At 72.2% G+C, this 25,594-nt stretch carries 22 protein-coding genes and 2 tRNA genes; 21 read left to right on the top strand and 3 right to left on the bottom strand.

Going from position 1 to position 25,594, the window contains the following annotated elements:
* From ACZ4WZ_RS07225 to galE, 6 genes are all read left to right on the top strand, one after another.
* Positions 1-3,534: Rne/Rng family ribonuclease (locus ACZ4WZ_RS07225; RefSeq protein WP_467886217.1), on the top strand; the 3,534-nt coding region annotated here is incomplete at its 5' end.
* A 281-nt stretch (positions 3,535-3,815) separates the two neighbouring features.
* Positions 3,816-4,136 (top strand): 50S ribosomal protein L21, encoded by a 321-nt coding sequence (gene rplU, locus ACZ4WZ_RS07220; protein WP_007264039.1) that lies wholly within the window; start codon positions 3,816-3,818, stop codon positions 4,134-4,136.
* A gap of 13 nt (positions 4,137-4,149) precedes the next feature.
* A complete protein-coding gene (rpmA, locus tag ACZ4WZ_RS07215) occupies positions 4,150-4,404 on the top strand; it encodes a 50S ribosomal protein L27 (RefSeq protein ID WP_008738950.1) in 255 nt (84 codons plus the stop codon).
* A gap of 172 nt (positions 4,405-4,576) precedes the next feature.
* The gene (gene obgE, locus ACZ4WZ_RS07210; protein WP_467886213.1) at positions 4,577-6,022 is read left to right on the top strand and encodes a GTPase ObgE; all 1,446 of its coding nucleotides are present in this window, start codon (positions 4,577-4,579) and stop codon (positions 6,020-6,022) included.
* 67 nt (positions 6,023-6,089) lie between these two features.
* On the top strand, positions 6,090-7,724 hold the full coding sequence (locus ACZ4WZ_RS07205; protein WP_467886210.1) for a glycosyltransferase family 2 protein: 1,635 nt from the start codon (positions 6,090-6,092) through the stop codon (positions 7,722-7,724).
* Between the two features lie 16 nt (positions 7,725-7,740).
* A complete protein-coding gene (gene galE / locus ACZ4WZ_RS07200) occupies positions 7,741-8,757 on the top strand; it encodes a UDP-glucose 4-epimerase GalE (RefSeq protein WP_467886207.1) in 1,017 nt (338 codons plus the stop codon).
* Between the two features lie 85 nt (positions 8,758-8,842).
* Here the strand turns inward: galE and ACZ4WZ_RS07195 are convergent, their stop codons facing one another.
* Both ACZ4WZ_RS07195 and ACZ4WZ_RS07190 read right to left on the bottom strand, forming a co-directional pair.
* A complete protein-coding gene (locus ACZ4WZ_RS07195; RefSeq protein WP_467886204.1) occupies positions 8,843-10,024 on the bottom strand; it encodes a glycosyltransferase in 1,182 nt (393 codons plus the stop codon).
* Positions 10,021-12,891, bottom strand: a complete 2,871-nt coding sequence (locus tag ACZ4WZ_RS07190) for a bifunctional glycosyltransferase/CDP-glycerol:glycerophosphate glycerophosphotransferase (protein WP_467886201.1) — start codon at positions 12,889-12,891, stop codon at positions 10,021-10,023. Before ACZ4WZ_RS07190 ends, ACZ4WZ_RS07195 begins: the two co-directional genes overlap by 4 nt.
* Before the next feature lie 158 nt (positions 12,892-13,049).
* Here ACZ4WZ_RS07190 and ACZ4WZ_RS07185 point away from each other — a divergent pair, with 158 nt between their 5' ends.
* From ACZ4WZ_RS07185 to ACZ4WZ_RS07155, 7 genes are all read left to right on the top strand, one after another.
* The gene (locus ACZ4WZ_RS07185; protein ID WP_388938948.1) at positions 13,050-14,024 is read left to right on the top strand and encodes a glycosyltransferase family 2 protein; all 975 of its coding nucleotides are present in this window, start codon (positions 13,050-13,052) and stop codon (positions 14,022-14,024) included.
* Positions 14,024-14,476, top strand: coding sequence for a GtrA family protein (locus ACZ4WZ_RS07180; RefSeq protein ID WP_388938950.1), 453 nt, complete (start codon positions 14,024-14,026; stop codon positions 14,474-14,476). The genes ACZ4WZ_RS07185 and ACZ4WZ_RS07180 overlap by 1 nt, the downstream gene beginning before the upstream one ends.
* A 79-nt stretch (positions 14,477-14,555) precedes the next feature.
* Positions 14,556-15,683, top strand: a complete 1,128-nt coding sequence (gene proB / locus ACZ4WZ_RS07175) for a glutamate 5-kinase (RefSeq protein ID WP_467886197.1) — start codon at positions 14,556-14,558, stop codon at positions 15,681-15,683.
* Positions 15,684-15,765: 82 nt separating this feature from the next.
* Positions 15,766-16,161 (top strand): hypothetical protein, encoded by a 396-nt coding sequence (locus ACZ4WZ_RS07170; RefSeq protein ID WP_467886610.1) that lies wholly within the window; start codon positions 15,766-15,768, stop codon positions 16,159-16,161.
* A 208-nt stretch (positions 16,162-16,369) separates the two neighbouring features.
* Entirely contained in the window at positions 16,370-17,653 is a 1,284-nt protein-coding gene (locus ACZ4WZ_RS07165; protein ID WP_467886194.1) for a glutamate-5-semialdehyde dehydrogenase, read from the top strand.
* Between the two features lie 77 nt (positions 17,654-17,730).
* On the top strand, positions 17,731-18,270 hold the full coding sequence (locus ACZ4WZ_RS07160; protein ID WP_467886191.1) for an SCO2584 family spore wall biosynthesis protein: 540 nt from the start codon (positions 17,731-17,733) through the stop codon (positions 18,268-18,270).
* Positions 18,271-18,337: 67 nt separating this feature from the next.
* A complete protein-coding gene (locus ACZ4WZ_RS07155; protein WP_467886188.1) occupies positions 18,338-19,513 on the top strand; it encodes an SCO2583 family membrane protein in 1,176 nt (391 codons plus the stop codon).
* On the opposite strand, the gene ACZ4WZ_RS07150 is transcribed toward ACZ4WZ_RS07155, so the two are convergent.
* Positions 19,497-20,579, bottom strand: coding sequence for a M48 family metallopeptidase (locus tag ACZ4WZ_RS07150; RefSeq protein WP_467886185.1), 1,083 nt, complete (start codon positions 20,577-20,579; stop codon positions 19,497-19,499). The genes ACZ4WZ_RS07155 and ACZ4WZ_RS07150 overlap by 17 nt on opposite strands.
* A 140-nt stretch (positions 20,580-20,719) precedes the next feature.
* Between ACZ4WZ_RS07150 and ACZ4WZ_RS07145 the strand changes: the two genes are divergently transcribed.
* The 8 genes from ACZ4WZ_RS07145 (at position 20,720) to ACZ4WZ_RS07110 (ending at position 25,371) form a co-directional block, all read left to right on the top strand.
* The gene (locus ACZ4WZ_RS07145; protein WP_467886183.1) at positions 20,720-20,887 is read left to right on the top strand and encodes a hypothetical protein; all 168 of its coding nucleotides are present in this window, start codon (positions 20,720-20,722) and stop codon (positions 20,885-20,887) included.
* 63 nt (positions 20,888-20,950) lie between these two features.
* Complete coding sequence (gene nadD / locus ACZ4WZ_RS07140) at positions 20,951-21,568, top strand: nicotinate-nucleotide adenylyltransferase (protein WP_388938962.1); 618 nt, start codon at positions 20,951-20,953, stop codon at positions 21,566-21,568.
* 24 nt (positions 21,569-21,592) lie between these two features.
* Positions 21,593-23,287: a LytR C-terminal domain-containing protein gene (locus tag ACZ4WZ_RS07135; protein ID WP_467886180.1), complete on the top strand. Its 1,695-nt coding sequence runs from the start codon at positions 21,593-21,595 to the stop codon at positions 23,285-23,287.
* 98 nt (positions 23,288-23,385) lie between these two features.
* Positions 23,386-23,832 carry a ribosome silencing factor gene (gene rsfS, locus ACZ4WZ_RS07130; protein ID WP_467886177.1) on the top strand — a complete coding sequence of 149 codons (447 nt, stop codon included), beginning with the start codon at positions 23,386-23,388 and terminating at the stop codon, positions 23,830-23,832.
* On the top strand, positions 23,829-24,491 hold the full coding sequence (locus ACZ4WZ_RS07125; RefSeq protein ID WP_467886608.1) for a histidine phosphatase family protein: 663 nt from the start codon (positions 23,829-23,831) through the stop codon (positions 24,489-24,491). The genes rsfS and ACZ4WZ_RS07125 overlap by 4 nt, the downstream gene beginning before the upstream one ends.
* 122 nt (positions 24,492-24,613) lie before the next feature.
* Positions 24,614-24,686 (top strand) — tRNA-Ala (locus ACZ4WZ_RS07120).
* A 146-nt stretch (positions 24,687-24,832) separates the two neighbouring features.
* On the top strand, positions 24,833-25,066 hold the full coding sequence (locus ACZ4WZ_RS07115) for a hypothetical protein (RefSeq protein WP_007264019.1): 234 nt from the start codon (positions 24,833-24,835) through the stop codon (positions 25,064-25,066).
* Between the two features lie 232 nt (positions 25,067-25,298).
* Positions 25,299-25,371 (top strand) — tRNA-Ala (locus ACZ4WZ_RS07110).
* Positions 25,372-25,594: the final 223 nt, after the last annotated feature.

Below are 25,594 nucleotides of genomic sequence, written 5' to 3'. Positions count from 1 at the left end.
GAGGAGGCTCCGGCCGCTCCGGCCCCGCGCACCCGCCGCCGTGCCACCCGTGCCGTCGCCGCCCCCGCGGCCGCCGAGCCGGCCGAGGTCGTCGTGGAGTCCGCCCCGGCTCCGGCGGTGGAGGAGGAGGCTCCGGCCGCCCCCGCGCCGCGTGCCCGTCGCCGCGCCACCCGCGCCGTCGCCGCCCCGGCCGCCGCCGAGGCCGCCCCGGCCGTCGAGGAAGCGGAGGAGGAAGCGGAAGAGGTCCAGGCCCCCGCCGCGGAGGAGGCCCCCCGGGCCGCCACCCGTGCCGTCACCGTCGCCGACGCCGTGGACGCCCCCAAGCGCGGCCGCCGCCGCGCCACCCGTTCCGCCGCCCCGGCCGCCGCCGCGGCCGCGGCCCCCGCCGCGCAGCCCGAGGCCGCCGCCGAGCCGGAGGCCGCCCCGGCCGGCCGCCGCCGCGCCGCGCGTCCCGCCGTGGCCGTCTTCCAGGCGCCGGTCTTCGCCGAGCCGATGTTCCAGACGCCGGAGACCGCCGCCATGGCCGCCGCGGCCGCTGCCGCCGCCGCTTCGGTGGAGGAGGACGAGGAGGAAGAGGCCGAGGCCGCCGCCGAGGTCCAGGCCCCCGCCGCGCAGCCGGCCGGCCGTCGCCGCCGCCGTCGCGGTGCCGCCGAGCCCGTCGCCCCGGCCGAGCAGGAGCTCGCCGAGGAGGAGCCGGAGGCCGAGGCCGCCGAGTTCGACGGGTCCGCCGAGGAGGACTTCGACGAGTCGGGCGAGCGCCCCTCGCGCCGCCGTCGTCGCGGTGGCCGTCGCCGCCGTCGCGGTGAGAGCGCCGAGCTGGACGAGTCCGCGTACGAGGAGGGCGAGGCCGAGGCCCCCGCGCAGGACGCCGAGCCGCGGGAAGCCGAGCAGGAGGAAGAGGAAGAGGAGGCCGACGAGGCCCTCGGTTCCGCCTCCAGCCGTCGGCGTCGCCGTCGTCGCCGCCGCAGCGGTGACGGTGCCGTAGAGGTCGAGGCGGGCGAGGAGGACGGTGTCCGTACCGTCGTCAAGGTCCGCGAGCCGCGTCCGGCGCGCGAGAAGGCCGAGCTGGGCACCGGCGCGGACGAGGTCCAGTCCATCAAGGGCTCGACGCGTCTGGAGGCGAAGAAGCAGCGCCGCCGCGAGGGCCGCGAGCAGGGCCGCCGCCGGGTGCCGATCATCACCGAGGCCGAGTTCCTGGCCCGCCGCGAGGCCGTCGAGCGCGTGATGGTCGTCCGCCAGGCGGGCGAGCGCACCCAGATCGGCGTCCTCGAGGACAACGTGCTCGTCGAGCACTACGTCAACAAGGAAGAGGCCACCTCGTACGTCGGCAACGTCTACCTGGGCAAGGTCCAGAACGTGCTGCCGTCGATGGAGGCCGCCTTCATCGACATCGGCAAGGGCCGCAACGCCGTCCTGTACGCCGGTGAGGTCAACTTCGAGGCGCTCGGCATGGCCAACGGGCCGCGCCGCATCGAGTCCGCCCTGAAGTCCGGACAGTCGGTCCTGGTCCAGGTCACCAAGGACCCGATCGGCCACAAGGGCGCCCGCCTGACCAGCCAGGTCTCGCTGCCCGGCCGTTACCTGGTCTACGTGCCCGAGGGCTCGATGACCGGTATCAGCCGCAAGCTGCCCGACACCGAGCGGGCGCGTCTGAAGACCATCCTCAAGAAGATCGTCCCCGAGGACGCGGGCGTCATCGTGCGCACCGCCGCCGAGGGCGCGAGCGAGGACGAGCTGCGCCGTGACGTCGAGCGTCTGCAGGGGCAGTGGGAGGAGATCCAGAAGAAGTCGAAGCAGATCACGACCTCGTCGCCGAGCCTGCTCTACGGCGAGCCGGACATGACGGTCCGCGTCGTGCGCGACATCTTCAACGAGGACTTCTCCAAGGTCATCATCAGCGGTGACCAGGCGTGGCAGACCATCCACGGCTACGTGTCCCACGTGGCCCCGGACCTGGCCGACCGGCTGTCCCGCTGGACCTCCGAGGTCGACGTCTTCGCGACGTACCGGATCGACGAGCAGCTCGCCAAGGCGCTCGACCGCAAGGTGTGGCTGCCCTCGGGCGGCTCCCTCGTGATCGACAAGACCGAGGCGATGATCGTCATCGACGTCAACACCGGCAAGTTCACCGGTCAGGGCGGCAACCTCGAGGAGACCGTCACCAGGAACAACCTGGAGGCGGCCGAGGAGATCGTGCGCCAGCTGCGGCTGCGCGACCTGGGCGGCATCGTCGTCATCGACTTCATCGACATGGTCCTGGAGTCGAACCGCGACCTGGTGCTGCGGCGCATGCTGGAGTGCCTGGGCCGTGACCGCACGAAGCACCAGGTGGCCGAGGTCACCTCGCTGGGCCTGGTCCAGATGACCCGCAAGCGGGTGGGCCAGGGTCTGCTGGAGTCCTTCTCCGAGACCTGCGTCCACTGCAACGGCCGCGGTGTGATCGTCCACATGGAGACCCCGGCCGCGGTGGGCGGCGGCGGCAACGGCAAGCGCGCCAAGCGCCGCGGTGGCCGTGGCCACGAGCACGAGCACGAGCTGGAGACGGTCGAGACCGTCGACGCCGAGCTGCTCGAGGAGGCCGAGACCGAGGCCGAGGTGGCCGCCGAGCTCGCCGCGCCGCGTGCCCTGCCGGAGCCGGCGTTCGTGCCGGACGAGGAGCTGTACAGCAGCGCCGCCGAGGCCGAGGCCGCGGCGGGCGTCAGCGGCCGCCGCAACCGTCGCCGCGCCACCCGTAAGGCGACCGCTCCGGCGGGCGCCCCGCGCGGTGCGGAGCGGTTCGCCGCCCAGGCCCCCGCGCCGGTGACCCCGGTGGTGGAGGCGGAGCCGGTCACCGAGCCCGCCGACACGGTGCTGGAGCCGGCAGCGGAGGTCGTCGCCGAGGCCGTCGAGGCCGCGGAGACGGTCGAGGCCGCCCCGGTGGCTCCGGCCGCCCCCGTGGAGGAGGCCGCGCCGAAGGGCCGTACCCGTCGCCGGGCGACCCGTAAGGCGACCGCGCCGGAGCCGGAGCCCGTCGTGGCGCCGGAGCCCGTGGCGGTGGCCGAGCCGGAGCCGGCCGTGGAGGCCGTCGCCGAGCGCGTCGCCGAGCCGGAGCCGGTCGCCGAGCCCGAGCCCGTGGTCGCCGAGACCCCGGCCGAGCCCGTCGTGGAGGCCGCCCCGGCCCGTCCGCGCCGCCGTGCCGTACGCAGGGCCACGGCGCCCGCCGGTGCGGTGGAGGCCGCCATCGTGGTCGTCGAGGCCCCGGCCGCCGAGCCCGCCCCGGCCGCCCCGGAGCAGGCTCCGGCCGAGGCCGCCGAGCCTGAGGCCGCCGAGGCCGAGGCCGAGGCGCCGGCTCCCGCCAAGAAGGCCGCCCGCAAGGCTCCGGCCAAGAAGGCGGCCACCACGGCGAAGAAGGCCCCGGCCAAGAAGGCGGCGGCCGCCAAGAAGACCGTCGCGAAGAAGGCGACGGCCAAGAAGACCACGGCGAAGCGGGCCACGAAGAAGACCGCGGCGGCGGAGCAGAGCGCTCCGTCCGTCTCGGCTCCGACCGAGGCCTGATCCGTTCCGTGACCGCGGCCCCCGCCCCCGGGCGGGGGCCGCGGTGCCACGGGGCCCGGTTTGACCCTCCGGAACCAGCCCCGTAACCTAGACCGTCGGCGTGTCTTGAACGATTACCCGTTCAGCGTGCGTCGCGCTCCTGAGCACCTTCCTCCCGCACGACCGCGCAAGCGGCCGGGTCACGGGAGAGGCCGCTCGTCCAATTCCGGATCATCGCGGGCCGCGGCCCGTGTGAGCGGCTGGCTTCAGGAGCATCCGTCCCGAGTGAGAGAGAGATCCGCGTGTACGCCATCGTGCGCAGCGGTGGTCGCCAGCACAAGGTTGCTGTCGGCGACATCGTTGAGGTTGACAAGATTTCCACTGCCAAGGCTGGCGACACGGTCGAGCTCTCGACCCTGCTCGTTGTCGACGGCGACGCCGTGACCAGCGACCCGTGGGTGCTGGCCGGGATCAAGGTCACGGCCGAGGTCGTGGACCACACCAAGGGCGCCAAGATCGACATCCTGCGCTACAAAAACAAGACCGGCTACCGCCGTCGCCAGGGTCACCGTCAGCAGTACACGGCGATCAAGGTCACCGGTATCCCCACGGCTGCGAAGTAAGAGGGACTGAGACATGGCACACAAGAAGGGCGCATCGTCCACTCGGAACGGTCGCGATTCCAATGCTCAGCGGCTCGGCGTGAAGCGCTTCGGCGGTCAGGTCGTTTCCGCTGGTGAGATCCTCGTCCGCCAGCGCGGCACCCACTTCCACCCGGGTGCCGGTGTCGGTCGCGGTGGCGACGACACGCTGTTCGCGCTGCAGGCGGGTGCCGTTCAGTTCGGCACGCACCGTGGTCGCAAGGTCGTCAACATCGTTCCGGCCGCCTGATCCAGCCTTCCCGCTGAATCACACGCGTTCGTAACAGCCCGAGGGCGGATCTCGTCTCTTCCCGGCGCATGCCGGGAAGAGGGATCCGCCCTCGGCGCGTTGTCATAGAGACACGTTTAATGGGCAGCAAGGCCTGCCCGGGACATTCCCGTATGTATCTGGAGGAACACCCATGACCACCTTCGTGGACCGCGTCGAGCTGCACGTCGCCGCGGGTAACGGGGGCCACGGCTGCGCCTCCGTTCACCGGGAGAAGTTCAAGCCGCTCGGCGGCCCCGACGGCGGAAACGGCGGCCGTGGCGGCGACGTCATCCTGGTGGTGGAGCAGGCGATCACCACCCTGCTGGACTACCACCACAGCCCCCACCGCAAGGCCACCAACGGCAAGCCCGGCGAGGGCGGCAACCGCTCCGGCAAGGACGGCCAGGACCTGATCCTGCCCGTGCCGGACGGCACCGTCGTCCTCGACAAGCAGGGCAACGTCCTCGCCGACCTCGTCGGCCAGGGCACCACCTACGTCGCCGCCGAGGGCGGCCGCGGCGGTCTCGGCAACGCCGCGCTCTCCTCCGCCCGCCGCAAGGCCCCCGGCTTCGCGCTCCTCGGCGTCCCCGGCACCACGGACGACATCGTCCTGGAGCTGAAGACCGTCGCCGACGTGGCGCTGGTCGGCTTCCCGAGCGCCGGCAAGTCCTCGCTGATCTCGGTGCTCTCCGCCGCCAAGCCGAAGATCGCGGACTACCCCTTCACCACCCTCGTCCCGAACCTCGGCGTGGTCACGGCCGGCTCGACCGTCTACACCATCGCCGACGTCCCGGGTCTGATCCCCGGCGCCAGCCAGGGCAAGGGCCTCGGCCTGGAGTTCCTGCGCCACGTCGAGCGCTGCTCGGTCCTCGTGCACGTGCTGGACACCGCCACCCTCGAGTCCGACCGCGACCCGGTGGGCGACCTCGACCTCATCGAGGAGGAGCTCAAGCTCTACGGCGGCGGCCTGGAGAAGCGTCCGCGCCTCGTCGTCCTGAACAAGGTCGACATCCCGGACGGCCAGGAGCTCGCCGAGATGGTCCGTCCGGACCTGGAGGCCCGCGGCTACAAGGTCTTCGAGGTGTCCGCCGTCGCCCGTACGGGTCTGAAGGAGCTCTCCTACTTCCTCGCCGAGGTCGTGGCCAAGGCGCGCGCCCGCAAGCCCAAGCAGGAGGCGACCCGCATCGTCATCCGCCCGAAGGCCGTGGACGACGCGGGCTTCACCGTCACCTACGACGAGGTGGAGGACGTGTACCGCGTGCGCGGCGAGAAGCCGGAGCGCTGGGTGCGCCAGACCGACTTCAACAACGACGAGGCCGTCGGCTACCTCGCCGACCGGCTCAACCGCCTCGGTGTGGAGGAAGCGCTGCGGAAGGCCGGTGCCAAGGCGGGCGACGGCGTCGCGATCGGCTCCGAGGAGAACGCGGTCGTCTTCGACTGGGAGCCGACCATGATGGCCGGCGCCGAGATGCTGGGCCGCCGAGGTGAGGACCACCGCCTGGAGGCCCCGCGTCCGGCCACGACGCGCCGCAAGGAGAAGGAAGCCAAGCGCGGCGACGCGGCGCAGCAGGAGTACGACGAGTTCCGTCCCTTCTGACGCCGTCCTTCCCCGGCGTGCGGCCTACTTGAACGGGGCTTTACGCCGTTCGCCTAGGATCCAACGGGTGAGCAGCCATTCCAGCAGTGACACCGCCGCGGGCCCCTCGGTCTCGGTGGTGGTGATCGCGTACAACGACGCCGGGCTCGTGGGCGAGGCCGTTTGCTCGGCCCTCGCCCAGGGCCCGGTGGTCGCCGAGGTCATCGCGGTCGACGACGCCTCCTCGGACGGGACCGCGCGCGTGCTGGACGACCTGGCGGCGGCCCATCCGCGCTTGAGGGTGCTGCACCGCACGCAGAACAGCGGCGGCTGCGGCACCCCCCGCAACGACGGGATCGCCGCCGCCACCTCCCCCTACGTGCTCTTCCTGGACAGCGACGACGTCCTGCCGCCGGGCGCCGCCCGGGCGCTGCTGCGGGCGGCCGAGGAGCACCGCGCCCCCGTCACGGTCGGCTCGTGCGTGCGGCGGGAGCTGCCGGAGGGCCGCGAGGTGCCCTGGATGCCCGGCCTGTACACGCCGGGCGAGGTCATCGAGCGGCCCGCCGACCGGCCCGAGCTGGTGCGGGACACGCTCTGCGTCAACAAGCTGTACGACCGCGCCTTCCTGGAGAAGCACGGGATCCGCTTCCCCGACGGCCGGTTCGTGTACGAGGACTTCGTCTTCACCTCCCGCGTCCTGGCCGCCGCGCCCCGGATCGCGGTCGTCGGCGACCTCGTCTACGTGTGGCACGTGCGCCGCAGCGCCGCCCGGGTGTCGATCTCCCTGGACCGCGCGGACGTCGGGAACTGGCGCTCCCGGGTGGAGGCGCACCGCACCGCCTCGCGCACCCTCGCCGCCGCCTCGCCGGAACTGGGCCGCGCCTGCCAGGTGAAGTTCCTGGACTACGACCTGCGGATGTACCTGCGGGAGCTCGGCTCCGACCCGGAGTACCGGGCCGCCTGGTGGACCCTGACCCGCGCGTACCTGGCGGGATTCGACCCGGCCGACATCGATGCCGCCCCCGCTCGCGCCCGCTGGATCGCGCGGGTGCTGGCGGCGGCCGAGGCCCCGCCGGACGACGTGGAGCGGCTGACCCGGTTCGCCGCCGAGCCGGCCCGGCTGCTGCCCCCGTACGCGCGTGACGCCGCCGGGCTGCCCGTGTGGAGCGAGCGGCTGCCGGTGCCGCTGGACGGTCTCGACGCCGTACCGGTGGACGCGCTGCCCGTCACCGTCGACGCCGCCCCCGCCGGGGCGGGGGCCGTCCGGATCCGGGTGCGCGACCTGTACGGGCGGCTCGCCGGGGCCGGTCCGCGGACCGTTCGGCTGAGCTTCCCGCCCCGGGCGGGCGGCGATCCGGTGCTGGTGCGGCCGGTGGAGCTGCGGGCCGCCGCGGACGGGGACGGGTGGACCGCCGAGGTGCCGTTCCGGCTCGCCGCGCTGGCCGCCGAGGGGCGCCGCCGTGGGCTGCGCGGGATGCAGGCCTGGGACGTCCGGGTGGGCGTGGACTGCGCCGACGGGAGCTCCCTGGTCACCTCCCTGCGCCCCTCGGGCGGTCTGCTCCGCCGCAGGGCCCTGCCCAGCAGCCGGTACGGTGTTCTGCTGGCGCAGCCCTACCGCACGGCCGCCGGAGCGCTGGCCGTGCGCCTCGCGCCCGGTGCCGGGGGCGCGCTGACCTTCGTACGCAACCGCCTCGACCGCGCCCGCACGCGCCGGTCACGCTAGAGCTCGGGAGACACGCATGACATTTCTGATCACCGGTGGTGCCGGCTACATCGGCGCGCACGTCGTCCGCGCGATGCTGCTCGCGGGTGAGAAGGTCGTGGTCTTCGACGACCTCTCCACCGGCAGGGAGGACCGCGTACCGGAGGGCGTCCCGCTGGTGACGGCCTCGGTGCTGGACCGCCTCGCCCTGGACGAGGCCATCGCCGAGCACAAGATCACCGGCGTGGTACACCTGGCGGGCAAGAAGCAGGTCGGGGAGTCCGTCGAGAAGCCGCTGTACTACTACCGCGAGAACGTGCAGGGTCTCACGGTGCTGCTGGAGGCCGTGGCGGCGGCCGGCATCCGCAACTTCCTCTTCTCCTCCTCCGCCTCGGTGTACGGCATGCCCGACGTGGACTCCGTCACCGAGGAGACCCCCTGCAAGCCGCTGAGCCCGTACGGCGAGACGAAGCTCGCCGGCGAGTGGCTGGTGCGCGCGGCCGGCCAGGCGCACGGCATCTCCACCGCGTGCCTGCGCTATTTCAACGTGGCGGGCGCGGCCACCCCGGAGCTCGCGGACACCGGGGTCTTCAACCTGGTCCCGATGGTCTTCGAGCGGTACGACGCCGGCGAGGGCGCCCGCATCTTCGGTGACGACTACCCGACCCCGGACGGCACCTGCATCCGCGACTACATCCACGTCGAGGACCTGGCGGACGCCCATGTGGTGGCCGCCCGCCGGCTCGCCGAGTGGGGTGCGGCGGGGGACCACAAGGACCTCACCGTCAACATCGGGCGGGGCGAGGGCGTCTCCGTCAAGGAGATGGTCGAGCTGCTGAACGAGGGCACGGGCCACACCTACGCGCCGGTCGTCACCCCGCGCCGTCCCGGTGACCCGGCGAAGGTCGTGGCCTCGGCCGACCGGATCGCCGCCGAGCTGGGCTGGAAGGCTCGGCACGACGTCCGCGAGATGATCACCTCGGCGTGGGCGGGCTGGGAGGCCAACCGCAGGGCCGGCCAGCGCGACCCGCACAAGGACGTCCACACGGTCTGACGCCCGGGGTCGCGCCACGTAAGCGGCCGCCCGCCCCGGAACCTGGTCCCGGGGCGGGCGGCCGCTTACGTACGAGCGGGCGGGGTCAGCGTTCGAGGAGGGCGAACAGCTCTTCCCACCGGTCGGTGATCTCCCCCGCGGAGTACCGCCGCACGTGGCGGAAGGCCGCGTCGCCGAGGGCCTCGCGCGTGTCGCGGTCCGACATCAGGGTGTCCAGGTGCCCGGCCAGCTCCATCGTGTTGCCGAGGCGGGCCAGCAGCCCGTCCTCACCGTGCCGCACGATCTCGCGCACGCCCGGCGCGCAGTCGAAGGCCGCCACGGGCAGGCCCGCCGCCATCGCCTCCAGCAGGGTGATCGGGAAGCCCTCGGCGCGGGAGGCCTGAGCGAAGACGGACGCCTCGCGCAGCGCGCCCAGTACGTCGGCGGTGCTGCCCATCCACTCCACGGAGTCCTCCACGCCGAGCGAGGCGCAGTGCGCCCGCAGGGCCGCCTCCTCGGCGCCCGCGCCGTAGATCCGCAGGGTCCAGTCCGGGTGGCGCGGGGCGGCGTCCGCCCACGCGTCGAGGAGCAGGTCCATGCCCTTCTCGAAGGCGAGGCGGCCGACGCTCGCGACGACCTTCGCGGTGCGCGGGGCGGGGGAGTCCGGCATGAACGGCAGCGGGTTCGGCATGCTGTCGACGTTCTCCATGCCGGCCCGGATCCACAGGTCCGCGTCCTCCGGGGTGAGCACCAGCAGCCGGTCGGCCTGCGCGTAGAAGCGGCGGACCCGCGCGCCCCGGGTGGACTTGTGGCTGGCCTCGAAGGACTCGTGGCTCATCCCGATGACCGACAGCCCCTTGGTGTCGGCGAGGGCCACCCACTCCATCGCCCAGACCTGGGTGACGATCACGACGGCGCCGGGCCGGGCGGCCCGGAACAGGCCGCTCAGCGTCTCCGCCTTGGCCCGCATGCCCGCCTGGCGGGCCGCCTGCCGGCGCCGCTCGGGGGCGTTGAGCCGGCCCTTGAGGCCGCGCAGCCGGCGGGCCCTGGGCGGGTGGGCCTCGTACAGGGTGGTCGTCTCGTACGGGAGACCGGGCGGCAGCTGCTGGCGGATCTCCTCGGCCACGGGTGCGATGCCGATGACGTGCACCCGGTGGCCGCGGTCGGTGAAGAGCCGGGCCATCTGGTGCGACCAGGTGGTCACGCCGCCGAGCTCGTCCACGCTGTTGGAGACGAGGAAGATGTCGCGGCCGCCCGGCGCTGTGGACTCGTGGGGCTGCTGGCTCACTTGCCGCTCCTGGTGAAGAACTTCTCGACGATCTGGCGGGCGGCGTCCCCGCGGTCGTACTCGCCGAATTCGCTGAGGAAGCGCTGGCGGGCCTCCGCGTACTTGGCGTCGGCCTCGTCGAAGGCGGAGACGGCCTGCATCAGCTCGTCGGCCGTGGCCACGACGGGCCCCGGCGCCTTCTCCTTCAGGTCGAAGTACGTGCCGCGGATGTCGGTGGCGTACTTCTCGTAGTCGTACGCGAAGAACAGCATCGGCCGGTCGAGCACCGCGTAGTCGAACATCACGGACGAGTAGTCGGTGATCAGCCCGTCGGCGAGCGCCAGCAGCGGGGTGATGTCGTGGTGCCGGGACACGTCGATCACCCGGCCCGCCACCGACGGCGGCAGCGAGACGCTGTTGAGGTAGTGCGTGCGCACCAGCAGCGTGAAGCGGTCACCGAGCCGGTCCGCGAACTCCTCGACGTCGAAGGGGAACGCGAAGCCCTCCACCGTGCCGTCCGCGCTCGCCCGGAAGGTGGGCGCGTACAGCAGCACCCGCTTGTCCGGGTCGATGCCCAGCTCGGCTGCGAGCGGACCGCGCACGCGCTCCCCGCTGTCCGCCTCGGCGCGGTGGGCCTCGACGAGGGCGTCGTTGCGCGGGTAGCCGGTGCGCAGCAGCACCTCGTCGCGCAGCCGGAAGCCCTTGGCGAGGGTGCGCACGTCGTGCTCGGAGCGGACCAGGAAGTGGTCGAAGCGGTTGACGGCCGCCTGGAAGCGGTCCTGTCCGGCCCGGCCCTGTGCCTTGGTGTGGGGCTCGTGGAAGCCCATCCGCTTGAGCGCGGAGCCGTGCCAGGTCTGGATGTACGTGGTCCCCGGGCGCTTGGCCAGCGCCAGCGGGAAGCCCTGGTTGTCCACCCAGTACTCGGCCTGGGCCAGCGCGCGCAGGTAGGGCCAGCTCCAGCGCTTGACCAGGGTGGCCTCCTCGGGGAAGCCGGTGGGCCTGGCGCCCGCGTAGGACCAGATCGCCTCGAAGGGCGCGCCCTGGCGGACGAGCTCCTCGTAGATCGCCTTCGGGCTGTCGCTGTACTGCTTGCCCATGTGGCTCTCGAAGACGACCGTGCCCTTCTTCACCGGCAGCTTCGAGAAGACCTCGTGGTAGACCTTCACCTTCTGCTCGCCCGAGCCGAGGTTGCGGCGGGCCTTCAGGGCCCGGCGCAGGCCGCGCTTGACCACGCCGGCCGCCTTGCCGTGCATGGCGCTGCTGAGCAGTGTCTGCGTGCGCACGGCCGCGGCGCCCTCGGCGGTGAGGACGTAGGAGAGGTTGCCCTTCTTCGTCACCTCGGGCTCGAAGCGGTCGGAGACGAGCCGGGTCAGGCGCGGGCGCACCCGCAGGCGGGCCGCGGATTCCAGGTCGACGCCGCCGACCGAGACCCGGGTGGTGAGCCGGTCGGCGCCGGCCGTCAGCTTGAGGCGGACGTCCCAGACGGCGTCGATGATGCCGAGGGGGCGCACGGTGCCCGCGATGTCGGCCGTGGCGGTCCACTCGATCGTGTGACCTGCGTGGCGCACGGTGGTCACCGGGAAGCTGAAGGAGCGCACCCCGATCTGCCGGCGGGCCCGGAATTCCAGGGAGGCCTTGAGCTCGGTGTCCTCCTGGATGCGGCCCAGCGGGTTCACGACGGCGCCGGACAGCGTGACCGTGCCGCGCCCGTCGTCCTCGTACGAGGTCAGGCGGTTGCCCAGGACCAGGGAGGACAGCGGTGCGGTGTGGAAGCCCTGGGCGGTGACGTCCAGTATCCGGCGGGCCTCGGCGTCGTCGAGGTGGTCGCCGCACCAGTAGACGCGCCCGTCGCGCTCGGCGAGCGGGGAGGACAGCCGGCCCTTGTTGGTCATCGAGTCGGCGGCCATGAGGAGGTTGTCCCAGTCCTCCCTGCCGAGGAGGTAGGCGCAGATGGCCTGGAGGTGGGTGACGTTGTCGTACGCGGCCGGGTCGATGCCGGCCAGGTAGCCGTTGGCCAGCCGGGCGAACTCCCGGCGGTAGTCGTCGCCCAGCAGCGGCAGGTCGCGCAGGTGCAGCACCAGGTCGTGCTTGAGGAACTTGGCGTCCTTCGCGGTCTTGATCGCGGTGTGGCCCTTGGCGGCCAGCAGCTCGTCGACGCGCCGGTGGATCTCCATCCGGTGGACGAAGTTCGCGATCTCGTGGCGCCGGTTGCTGATCGACTTCGACTGGGCCTTCTCGACCACGTTCCAGAAGTACACGTGGTTGGGGATCAGCGTGATGCGGCGGGCGGCGACGTACGCCTGGGCCGAGAACAGCAGGTCCTCGTAGTGGATGCCGACCGGGAACTCCAGGCCCTGCTCCAGCAGGAAGGCGCGCCGGTAGCACTTGTTCGTGGAGAGGGTGTCGTAGACCAGCAGGTCCGGGTACTCGGTGATCGACTCCAGGGTCCGGGTACGGGAGTAGATCCACGGGTACCACTCGGTGGTCTTGCCCCACCGGTTGTCGAGGTGCACGCGCACGCACATGCCCGAGACCAGGTCGGAGCCGGTCCGCTCGGCGGCCACCAGCATGTTCCGGCAGGCGTTGCGCTCCAGGACGTCGTCGCTGTCCAGGAACATGACGTAGGTGCCGGTGGCCTGCTGGATGCCGTGGTTGCGCGGGGCGCCGCAGCCGCCGCTGTTCTCGGGCAGCTGGAAGGCTCGCACCCTGCCCGGGTTCGCCGCTTCCAGCTCCCGGGCGACCGCGTAGGAACGGTCCTCGCTGCAGTCGTCCACGATCACGACCTCGACCCCGTGCAGGGTCTGGTCCAAAACCGACTGGACTGCTGTCGGCAGACGCTCTGCGTCGTTGTAGACGATGACGACCACGGAGACGTCAGGCACGTGCACCTCGATCCTTTCGTTCCATTCCGCTTATTCAGTCAAAGCTACCGTGTGCCACACGCGACTCGGGCAGGCCGGCCGCCGGCGTGCATACTTCTAAGGAAGAGGTGAGTGGCGGGCCCGGTCGCCGACAATCACCCGTTAGGACGCTGCAGGAAGTGCTCATGACCAAGCTGTCGGTAGTTGTCCCCTGTTACAACGAAGAAGCCGTCATCGACCGGTTCGACGCGGAGATCCGCCGGGTGCTGGACACCCTGCCCGTCGAGTACGAGGTCTGTTACGTAGACGACGGCAGCCGGGACGGGACCCTCGGCAAGCTCCGCAAGATCGCCGCCGAGTACGGGGAGCAGACGCGCTACGTCTCCTTCAGCCGGAACTTCGGCAAGGAGGCCGGCATGCTCGCCGGGCTCCGCGAGGCCACCGGCGACGCCGTGGTGATCATGGACGCGGACCTCCAGCACCCGCCGGAGCTGATCGCCACCATGCTGGAGCACTACCGGCAGGGCCACGACCAGATCATCGCCCGGCGCACCCGCGAGGGCGACAAGAAGCTCCGCTCCGCCCTCAGCCGCCTCTACTACCGCGGGGTCAACCGCTGGGTCGACGTGGAGCTCACCGACGGCGTCGGCGACTTCCGCATGCTGTCGCGCCCGGCCGTCGACGCCCTGCTCGCCCTCCCCGAGTACAACCGCTTCTCCAAGGGCCTGTTCTCCTGGATCGGCTTCGACACCGTCCACTTCGACTACCAGAACGCCCAGCGCGAGGCGGGCGAGACCAAGTGGAAGTTCGGGTCCCTGCTGAACTACGGCATGGACGGGCTGATCTCCTTCAACAACAAGCCGCTGCGCCTCGGTATCTGGCTCGGCGTGTCACTGGTCGCGCTGACCGGCCTGTACGCGCTGTGGATCACCGTCATGGCGATCACCAACGGCATCGATTCGCCCGGCTACGTCACCATCGTCGCGATGATCGCGGGCATCGGCGGCATGCAGATGATCATGCTGGGCCTGATCGGCGAGTACATCGGCCGCATCTACTACGAGAGCAAGCGCCGCCCGCACTTCCTGGTCAAGGAGGCCCACGGCGCCGAGCGGATGCCCGGGATCTCCGAGGCCGTGATCACGGAGCGCAGCCGCTGATGAGCCGGCCTAGCCGACGCGACCAGCTCGGCCAGATCTTCCGGTTCGCCCTGGTGGGCGGGGTCAACACCGGCACCTTCTTCGGCATCTACCTGTTGCTGCACCCGTGGATGCCCTACTTCGCCGCGTACACCCTGGCCTTCGTGCTGTCGATGATCGGGTCGTTCTTCATGAACACCTACTTCACCTACCGCACCCGGCCCACCTGGAAGAAGTTCCTCCTCTTCCCGCTGACGAACGTCACGAACTACGTGATCCAGTCCGCCGGCCTCTACGCCCTGGTCAGCTGGGCCGGAATGGACACCCGCATCGCACCGCTCGTCGCGGCCGTCGTCGCCATCCCCTTCACCTTCCTGCTGTCGCGCCGGATCCTGATCCCCGGCACCGGGGCGGGCCCGGCCGGCGGCCCCGGGCCGGAGCGCGTGTCGGAGCCCTCCTCGTCCACGGTCTGAAACCGGCGGGCGGGCCAGGCGCCCCACCCCGTAGATTGACCCGGTCGCAGGGATCGGTCGGTTCGGTGAGGGGAAAGACGTGTCAACGGCTAGGCAAGGTGTCGTGGACGCCCGCAGGATCGTGGTCAAGGTCGGCTCCTCCTCCCTGACCACCGCCGCGGGCGGACTCGACGCCGACCGGGTGGACGCGCTGGTCGACGTACTCGCCAAGGCCCGCAGCGGCGGCGAGAAGGAGATCGTCCTGGTCTCCTCCGGAGCCATCGCCGCCGGCCTCTCCCCGCTCGGCCTGGCCCGCCGCCCCAAGGACCTCGCCCGGCAGCAGGCAGCCGCCAGCGTCGGCCAGGGCCTCCTCGTCGCCCGCTACACGGCCTCCTTCGCCCGCTACGGCGTCCGCGTCGGCCAGGTCCTCCTGACCGCCGACGACACCAGCCGGCGCGCCCACTACCGCAACGCCTACCGGACCCTGGACCAGCTCCTGGACATGGGCGCCCTGCCGGTGGTCAACGAGAACGACACAGTCGCCACCGACGAGATCCGCTTCGGCGACAACGACCGGCTGGCGGCCCTGGTGGCCCACCTCGTCCGCGCCGACCTCCTCGTCCTCCTCTCCGACGTCGACGGGCTGTACGACGGAGACCCGTCCCTGTCCGGCACCACCCGCATCGCGGAGGTACGCGGCCCCGAGGACATCGCCCACGTCTCCATCGGCAGCGCCGGCAAGGCGGGCGTCGGCACCGGCGGCATGGTCACCAAGGTCGAGGCCGCGCGGATCGCCGCGGCCGCCGGGATCCCGGTGGTCCTGACCTCCGCCAGCCACGCCGCCGACGCGCTGGCCGGCCGCGAGACCGGTACGCACTTCCACGCCACCGGCCGCCGCTCCGCCGACCGGCTGCTCTGGCTCCAGCACGCGTCGACCCCGCAGGGCCACCTCGTCCTGGACGACGGCGCCGTACGCGCGGTCACCGAACGCGGCAGCTCGCTGCTCGCCGCCGGCATCGCCGCCGTCGAAGGCGACTTCAGCGCCGGCGACCCGGTGGAGCTGCGCGCCGCCGACGGCCGCGCCGTGGCCCGGGGCCTGGTCAACTTCGACGCCAAGGAACTCCCGCGGCTCCTCGGCCGCTCCACCCGCGAGCTTGCGCGGGAGCTCGGACCCGCGTACGAGCGGGAGGTCGTCCACCGCGACGATCTGGTCCTGCTCCAGGGCTGAGGTTCGGCAAAACCGCCGCGCGGCGGGCCGGGGACTGGTCAACTGTGTGGGGTGGACACGCGTGGCGCAGACAGGAGGCGGGCTGGTGAGACGAGCGCTGACCAGCGTGGGCGGCGGCGGGGACGAGCGGGCCGAGACCTCCCGGCTGTGGCACATCACCCTGAGCGTCTCCGGCAAACCGGCGCCCCTCTCCGAGGTGCGGCGCGGGCTGGAACAGCTCGCGCACGACCACCCCTTCCTGCTGACCAGCCGGTACGCCGACGACCACGCGGAGATCCGCTACTGGGAGGAGGCCCGCGACCTCCACGACGCGGCGGCCGTCGCGCTGCGGCTCTGGGGCGAACACCGCTCCTCGGCGCAGCTGCCGCCGTGGGAGATCGTCGGCCTGGAGGTCATCGACCGCCCCACCTACCACCAGCGAGTGGCCGAAGGCTACGGCCCGCCCCCGGCCCACCCCGTCGGGGTGCACCCCTACTAGACGCGCCGCTCGCGCGGTGCGGCGCTGGGGCGCCTCACCGGCTTCGCGCCGCTGCGCCGGACTCCGTCCGGCGGTGCCGGGGCGGGGCCGCCGGGGGCGTTCGCCGCACGAGGGTGGGGCCGGGCGGGCGAGCGGGGTGTGGGGGGAGCCGTCTCGGGGGATGGGAAGGGCGGCGGAGCCAGGGGCCGCGGGGATTACCCTGGGCCGCATGACCTCGCTCGACGACGCCACCGCCACCTCCCCCGTCACCGCCACCGCGCAGGCGGCCCGCACCGCCGCCGCCGCCATCGCGCCACTCCCGCGGTCCGCCAAGGACACCGCCCTGCTGGCCATCGCGGACGCGCTGGAGGCCCGTACGGCCGAGATCGTCGCCGCCAACGCCGTCGACACCGACAAGGCGCGCGCCGCGGGCACCAGCGAGACCGTCATCGACCGCCTCACCCTCACCCCGGAGCGCGTCCGCGCCATCGCCTCGGACGTCCGCGACGTCGCGGCCCTCCCCGACCCCGTCGGCGAGGTCGTCCGCGGCTCCACCCTCCCCAACGGCATCGACCTCCGGCAGATCCGCGTCCCCCTCGGCGTCGTCGGCATCATCTACGAGGCCCGCCCCAACGTAACCGTTGACGCCGCCGCCCTCTGCCTGAAGTCCGGCAACGCCGTCCTGCTGCGCGGCAGCTCCTCCGCCTACGCCTCGAACACCGCCCTCGTCGCGATCCTCCGCGACGCCATCGAGGGCGCCGGCCTGCCCGCCGACGCGATCCAGCTCGTCCCCGGCGAGTCCCGCGACTCCGTCCGCGAGCTGATGCGCGCCCGCGGCCTCGTCGACGTCCTCATCCCGCGCGGCGGTGCCTCCCTCATCAAGACCGTCGTCGAAGAGTCCATCGTTCCCGTCATCGAGACCGGTACCGGCAACTGCCACGTCTACGTCGACGCCCAAGCCGACCTCGACATGGCCGTGGACATCCTCATCAACTCCAAGGCCCAGCGGCCCTCCGTCTGCAACGCGGCCGAGACCCTCCTCGTGCACCGTGACATCGCCGCCGCGTTCCTGCCGCGCGCCCTGGACGCGCTCGCCGACGCCGGCGTGACCGTCCACGGCGACGACCGGGTGCTGGCCGCCGCCGAGGGCACCAAGGCCACCACGCTGCCCGCCACGGACGAGGACTGGGCCGCCGAGTACCTGTCGTACGACATCGCCGCCGCCGTCGTGGACTCCCTCGACGACGCCGTCGCCCACATCCGCCGCTGGACCTCCGGCCACACCGAGGCGATCGTCACCACCTCGCAGGCCGCCGCCCGACGCTTCACCCAGCTGGTCGACTCGACCACCGTCGCCGTGAACGCCTCCACCCGGTTCACCGACGGTGGCCAGTTCGGCTTCGGCGCGGAGATCGGGATCTCCACCCAGAAGCTGCACGCCCGGGGCCCGATGGGGCTCCCGGAGCTCACCTCCACCAAGTACATCGTCACCGGGGACGGTCACGTACGGTAGTCGCACTCGGGACACGGTGTGGCCGGAATCAGGCTCACACCCTGCCCAAAGCGGCCCCCCAGGTCTACGCTGGTTCCGTGCCGGACGACGTGGGGGGCAAACCGTTCCCGGACGACGGGGAGCCCGACGACGACCGCGGAGGCGCGGATCACGCATTCGCCTCCGTGGTGTTCGACGAGGACTTCGTCCGGAACGCAGAGATCCATGAACCGAGCGCGGCCGAGCGCCAGCGCGCGGCCGACCGGGCGCGCGCCGAGGCCGAGGCCGCCCGCGTCGCCGGGGGCTGGGCGGCCGACGACGACTACGGTCACCCCGACGGGTACGGCCTCGACGACCCCGGATGGGAGTCCGGCCCGTACGGCCACGGCTACGCCGAAGGCCCGTACGGGGCGTACGGCGGAGCCATGCGCCCCTACCGCGGCCGCTCGCCCTGGCTGCGCCCGGTCGCCTGGGTGCTCGCCGTGGTGATGGGGCTCGGCATGGTCGCGCTGGCCTTCAGCGCCGTCTACCGCAGTGCCTCCGCCGACCAGGACCCCGCACCGGCTCCGGCGAGTACCCCGCTCAGGGAAGTCACCGGCGTCGGCGCGTTTACGCACCCCGTCGGCCGCCAACCCTGAAGGTACGACCCCACTCGTTCACGCCGGAGCTGGGGGCTTCTCTGAAGCGGGGACAGCGGGAGAAGCGATGGCCGTTCCAGGAGATCCGCCCAACGGCACCCCCGAAGGCGCCGGCGGGGGTGATGACGAACTGCGCCCGGACGAGTACCGCTCGGTGGTGTTCGACGAGGACTTCGTCCGTGCTGCCCGGCTCCAGGAGTTCTCCGCCCAGGAACGCATGGGCGAGCACGCGCGGGCCGTCCGCAGCCGTTCCATCTGGTCCGGCGGCGGCTCCGCCCGGCCGCGCACCGGCACCCCGGCCCGCGGTGCCCGCCAGGGGATGCTGCTCGTTCTGCTCATCGCCACGGCCTTCGCGATCGCCGTCTACATGGGCCTGCGCAACCCGTACGTCCCTCCGCCCGGCGGCGAGGCCGAACCGCTGAACAGCACCGTCGTCCCCCTGGCGCCGGCCGCCCCGGTGCCCGGCGGCCGCCCGGCCGACCTCTACGCGAACAGCCCGGCCGCCGAATACCGGGTGGGCGCGGCCGGGATCACCCTGCCGGCTGTCCGCCGCACGCACCACTTCACCGAGGGCCAGGTCGTCGCCGCCCTGTCCATCGCCAAGGACTACCTGGTCCAGTCCTCGCTGGACCCGGACGTGCTCTCCGGCGCCGCCTCCCGCCCCGTGCGGGTCCTGCTCGACCCCGGGCAGCTCGCGCAGTTCGACGAGAGCATGGCCTCGCCCTCCGGGGACGGCCGGCATGCCGCCACCGGCTGGCTGGTCCGCTTCGACCCCGGCACCGCCGTCGCGGCCGACAGCCGCGTCCGGGTGAACGGCACCCTCACCTTCCGGGAACTGAACCCGAGGGTGCTGGAGGTGAGCACCGATCACACTTTCGTGTACGCCGTACGGCCGGCGGCCGGCCCGCCCGCCGACGACGGGGCCTCGCTGTTCACCGTCCGCCGCGAGCTGCGCCTGCGCTTCGACCGGGAGGACCTCACGGCCCGCCGGGCTGAGGTGTCCTCGGCGTACGTGATGGCCGGGCCGCAGGACTGCGCGAGCGAGCCCGCCGGGGGTTTCCGCCCCCTGCCGGCCGGCGCCGGGCCGACCACCGTGGGCCCGCCCGCGAGCGACCCGTACGCCACCGGTCAGCCCAGGCGCACGGCCGGGCTGTGCGGCGTACTGGCCCGGCCCGACGCGCAGGGCAGCCCGCGGGCCCTGCCGCAGCCGCCCCCGCCGGCCTCCGTCAGTCCCGCTCCGTAGAGCCCTTCGCGTCGCCGGAGCCGCCGGAGTCCCGGGCGGCGCCGCCCGGGCCGGCGAACCGGTCGCGCAGCTTCCCGCCGAGGTCGCCCGCGCCGCCGGCGATGTCGCCGACCAGCTTCATCAGCGGGTCCTTGCTGGTGCGCACCGACTCCGCGTAGTGCGAGGCGGACTGGCGGAAGGAGTCGGTCACCGAGGTGTCCTTGTCCTCGTCCCGCCGGGGGTAGTGCCCGGCCACGATCCGCTGGTAGTCCCGGCTCTGGGACCACTTCTTCAGCTCGGCCGCCCGCACCGTGGTGAAGGGGTGGGTGCGCGGAAGCACGTTGAGGATCTTCAGGACGGAGTCGCGCAGGTCGCCGCTCTCCTCGTACTCCTCGGCCTGGGCGAGGAAGGCGTCGACGTTCATCTCGTGGAGGTGGTTGCCGCCCGCGATCTTCATCAGGCCGCGCATCGAGGCGTTGACGTCCTGCCCGACCAGCAGTCCGGCCCGGTCCGCCGACAGCTCCGACTTGCGGAACCACTCGCGCAGCGCGGTGACGATCGCCATGACCGCCACATTGCCCAGCGGGATCCACGCCACCTTCAGCGCCAGGTTCGTCAGGAACAGCAGCACCGTGCGGTACACGGAGTGCCCGGACAGCGCGTGGCCCACCTCGTGGCCCACCACCGCCCGCATCTCCTCCTCGTCCAGCAGCTCCACCAGCGCGGTCGTGACCACGATGATCGGCTCGTCCAGCCCGATGCACATCGCGTTGGGCTTCGGGTCCTGCTGGACGTACATCTGGGGGACCTTCTCCAGGTCCAGGATGGAGCAGGCGTCGCGCAGCATCTCGTGCAGGTGCGGGAACTGGGTCTCGCCCACCCGTACCGAGTCCGACAGGAACAGCAGTCGCAGGCTGCGCTCCGGGAGCAGCCCGCTGAGCGCCTTGAACACGGTGTCGAAACCGGCGAGCCGGCGCAGCGCGACCAGCGCCGAGCGGTCCGCCGGGTGCTCGTACGCCCGCGAGGAAATCCCCGGGTACCTCCTGCGCTCGCGTGCCGGTGTCTTCACGGATCCGGTGTCCGTCATGGGCCCTCCCCCTGGGTCGGCTGTGGTGACGTGCCTCTATCCTCGTCCAACGCCTGAGTCGGCGTGAGCGTGCCCCGGGCCCCCGCATACGATGTGAGGGAAGTCTCCGCCCGCTCCCCGACTCGATAGGTACCTGCCTGATGAGCCTCTCCACCACCGCCCACAACCTGGTCGTCCTCGCCGCGGAGGAAGGGGGGAAGCACGGCGGCGGCCACGACAGCCTGAACCCGTACCTGACCGGTGGCGGCGCGTTCGTCATCCTGATGCTCATGCTCTGGGTGACCACCCGCCTGAACCGCGACCGCTGAGCCGGGTTCCCTTCTGTACCGGGCCTCCGCGCGCGTGCCACCGGGCCAGTAGGCTCTGCGCTCATGGGAGAGCAGGAAATGCCTACGGGCCCGGTCAAGCGCCGGCTCGGAGTGATGGGCGGGACGTTCGACCCGATCCACCACGGACACCTGGTGGCCGCCAGTGAGGTGGCCGCCCTTTTCCACCTCGACGAGGTGGTCTTCGTACCCACGGGCGAGCCGTGGCAGAAGTCGCAGCGGGCCGTGTCGCCCGCCGAGGACCGCTACCTGATGACGGTCATCGCGACCGCCTCCAACCCGCAGTTCTCCGTGAGCCGCATCGACATCGACCGCGGCGGCCCGACGTACACCATCGACACCCTGCGGGACCTGAGCGCTCTCAACGCCGACGCCGACCTGTTCTTCATCACCGGTGCCGATGCCCTCGCCCAGATCCTGACCTGGCGCAACGCGGACGAACTGTTCTCCCTCGCCCATTTCATCGGAGTGACCCGGCCCGGCCACGTCCTCACCGACGACGGACTGCCCGAAGGCGGGGTCTCGCTGGTCGAGGTGCCCGCGCTCGCGATCTCCTCCACGGACTGCCGTACGCGGGTCGCCCACGGCGACCCGGTCTGGTATCTGGTTCCGGACGGTGTGGTGCGCTACATCGACAAGCGCGAGCTGTACCGGGGAGCCTGAGCTTCCGGAGAGAGGGGCACCGCGGTGAACGACCCACAGGATCCGTACGACCCGTACGCCGCCCAGCAGCAGCTCATCGGCTACGACCCGTACGGCAGGCCCGTGTACGGCCAGGCGGCCGCGCGGCCCGAACCGCCCGCCCCGCCCCCGTACGGCCAGTTCCCGCAGTACGAGCAGTACCCGCAGTACGAGCAGTACGAGCAGTACCCGCAGTACGAGCAGCCCTACCCGCCGCCGCAGGGGTACGACCCCTACCCGCAGCAGGAGTACCCGCAGGCCCCCGCCCCCGGGTACGACACCCAGCAGGCCCGGCAGTGGATCCCGCAGCAGACGGCCCCCCAGCAGCCGCCGGCCCCGGCACCACCCGCACCGGCACCGCCCGCCCAGGTCCCCGAACCGCGCCGGGCCGCGCCCGCCGGATCCCCCTCCGAGAGCCCGGACGGCCACGGCGCCGGCCGTGACTACCGCACGGAGCAGTTCGCCTTCATCGACCGGCCCGACGAGGACTCCGAGGACGTCATCGACTGGCTCGCCTTCACCGAGAGCCGGACCGAGCGCCGCGAGGAGGCCCGCCGCCGCGGCCGCAACCGGGGCGTCGCCCTGGTCGTCGTCCTGGCCCTCTTCACCGTGGGCGGGCTCGGCTGCCTCTGGTACGCGGGCAAGCTGCCCTTCCTCGACGGCCCCGGGCAGCGGAAGGACGCCGCGGCCGCCACCGGGGCGCAGAAGCGCGACATGATCGTCGTGCACCTCCACGACACCAAGCGGGGCGGCAGCTCCACCGCCCTCCTCGTGGACAACGTCACCACCGCGCGCGGTGCCACCGTCCTGATCCCCAACACCCTCGGCGTGCCCAAGCAGGACGGCACCGGGACCTCCCTCGGCAAGGCCGTCGAGGAGGGCGGCCTCGGCACCCGGGAGTCCCTCGACACCGTGCTCGGCACCCGCATCGGCGGCACCTGGCGCCTGGACACCCCCTTCCTGGAACGGCTCGTCGAGCTGATCGGGGGCATCGAGGTGGACACCGACGCGGCCGTCCCGGCCGACGAGCAGGCCAGGACCCCGGCCGTGGCGCTGGGACCCCGGCAGAGCCTGACCGGGGCGATGGCCGTCGCGTACGCCACGCACCGGGGTCCGGGCGAACCGGAGGCCAGGCAGCTGGAGCGCACCGGCAGGGTGCTCTACGCCGTCCTCCGCAAGATCCCGGGCGACCCCAAGGCGGCGGCCACGACCGTGGAGAGCATGGGCCAGATCCTCGACCCGGGGCTGGACGCCCAGAACCTCGGCGGGCTCCTGTCGCGGATCGGCGAGCGCGCCAAGGGGGCGGCGTACCGCACCGAGGTGCTGGGCGTGAAGCCGGACGGAAGCCTGACCGACGAGGCCAACCGGAAGGTGGTCAAGGAGATCCTCGGCGGCTCCTTCACCGCGGCCCAGCCCGGCGCCGTCCCGCGCGTGGGTCTCAAGGACGCCACCGGCAACGAGAAGGCGCAGGTCGCGGCGAAGGCCGCGCTGCTCAACGGGGGCTACGGCTTCGTGGACGGCGGCAGGGCCGACGCGACGGCCGCCACCACGCGGATCACGTACCAGGACGACGCGCAGCGGGACCGGGCCGTCGACGTCGCCAAGACGCTGGGGCTGCCGGAGACGGCCGTGAAGAAGGCCGAGAACGCGGTCAACGCGGACGTCGTGGTGGTGCTGGGGAAGGACTACAACCCGTCCTGACCTGGTGATTCCGCCCGCGCGGACCGTTGCACGCGGGCGGTGGCGGCGGTACGTGAGACCCTTGTAGGGATCTGCCCGCCAACCCGAAAGCATGGCCAGTGACCGCCACGGACCGCTCCATCGAGCTCATCACCACCGCCGCCCAGGCGGCGGCCGACCGGCTCGCGCACGACATCATCGCGTACGACGTCAGCGACGTGCTGTCGATCACCGATGCCTTCCTGCTCGCCTCGGCGCCCAACGACCGCCAGGTCAAGTCGATCGTCGACGAGATCGAGGAGCGCCTCCTCAAGGAGCTCGGCGCCAAGCCGGTGCGCCGCGAGGGCGACCGCGACGCCCGTTGGATCCTTCTCGACTACGTCGACATCGTCGTCCACGTCCAGCACAGCGAGGAGCGCGTCTTCTACGCGCTGGAGCGCCTGTGGAAGGACTGCCCCGAGATCGAGCTCCCCGAGGACGCCAAGCTCACCCTCGGCAAGGCCGAGGAGCACGCCAAGCTGCGCGAGGCGCGGGGGGACGACGAACTGGACGGTGATCTGTTCTGAGCGCGCCCACCACCGCTGCCGGCCGGCCCGGCAGGAAGATCGTCCTCTGGCGGCACGGCCAGACCGCCTGGAACCTGGAGCGCCGGTTCCAGGGTTCGACGGACATCGAGCTGACCGAGACGGGTGTGGCGCAGGCGCGCCGCGCCGCCCGGCTGCTCGCCTCGCTGAAACCGGACGCCATCGTCGCCTCCGACCTGCGGCGGGCCGCGGACACGGCCGCCGAGCTGGCCGCCGTCACGGGCCTGCCGGTGTCACACGACGAGTCGCTGCGCGAGACGTACGCCGGCGAGTGGCAGGGGCTCACCCACGAGGAGATCCTCGAGAAGTACGGCGAGCAGTACGCGGCGTGGAAGCGCGGCGAGCCCGTCCGCCGCGGTGGCGGCGAGCTGGAGACCGAGGTCGCCGACCGCGCCGCGCCGGTGGTGCTGAGCCACGCGGACCGGCTGCCCGAGGGCGGAACGCTCGTCGTCGTCAGTCACGGCGGCACCATCCGTACGACCATCGGGCGCCTGCTGGGCCTGGAGGCGTACTACTGGGAGGGCCTGGGCGGGCTCTCCAACTGCTGCTGGTCCGTCCTCGGTGAGGGCGCGCGCGGCTGGCGCCTGCTGGAGCACAACGCCGGCACGCTGCCGGAGCCGGTGCTCGGCGACGACGACTGAGGCCTCCGCGGTGTCCCGCGGGGCGGCCCGGACCCGGATTTCACTTTCCGGCTGGTCACAAGCTAGAGTTCTTCTTGTTCGCAGCGAAGAACACCGGAAACGGGGGGAACGCCGCGGAGAGCGGGGCTATAGCTCAGTTGGTAGAGCGCCTGCATGGCATGCAGGAGGTCAGGAGTTCAATTCTCCTTAGCTCCACAATCAGGATCCCGTCCCCAACAGGGGGCGGGATCCTTGCGTTTGTTCCCCTTTGTGCGCTTGCTGCCCCGTTCGCTGCCGACGTGGCAGAATCGGACGGCCGGAGGGGGACACGACGGCCCGACGCGGGAGGGAGTCGCTGACGGATGGGTGCACACCGGCGGCGGTGCGACTGGTGCAACAACGGCACGCCGATCGTGCGGGACATGGAACCGGTCAACCCCGACTACCAGTACTGGTGCGAGGAATGCGCGCGGGCGCTGATCATAAAAGGCGACCCGATCGAGACGTACCGGGAGCTGGAGGGCGAGCCGATCTACGGCCGCCTGCTCGACGAGCACTGCACGCTGAAGCGGTTCTACCAGTTCGCGCGTGCGTGACGGCTCGGGGCGGATCGGACGGATCGGAACGGATCGGCTCGGGTCGAATCGACTCGGGGTTAATCGGCCAAAACGGGCAGGATGGGCGGGCGTCGGAGCCCCGGAAGGGCTCGTGGAAGAGCCCGGGGAAACCGATTTTTGGACTGGGGCCATGACCGTGTAATGTTCTCGATGTCGCCAGGGGGAACCGGCAAGGGAAACCGAGAAGGGGCCCGGCGGCAGAGAGAAGCAAGGGGCTATAGCTCAGTTGGTAGAGCGCCTGCATGGCATGCAGGAGGTCAGGAGTTCAATTCTCCTTAGCTCCACAGTGAAGAAGTGGGCCACCCGATCCGGGTGGCCCGCTTCTCGTCGTGCCCGGCCCGTGGAACGTCCGAGCGCCCGTGGGGGCCGCTGCGGTACCCTGACGCCATGCGTGCCGTACGCCTTCTGCTTACCGAGCCGCGCTGATCAGTACCGACCCTTCGAGACGGTCGGCATCGGCGCGGCGTCCCCTCCTGTGCGAGGGGTTTTTTCGTTTGGGCAGGCAGA

The organism is Streptomyces sp. NPDC029122 (assembly GCF_055569445.1).
Note: the sequence above shows the minus strand (reverse complement) of the source record. Positions and strands in the feature narration are given on the sequence as shown.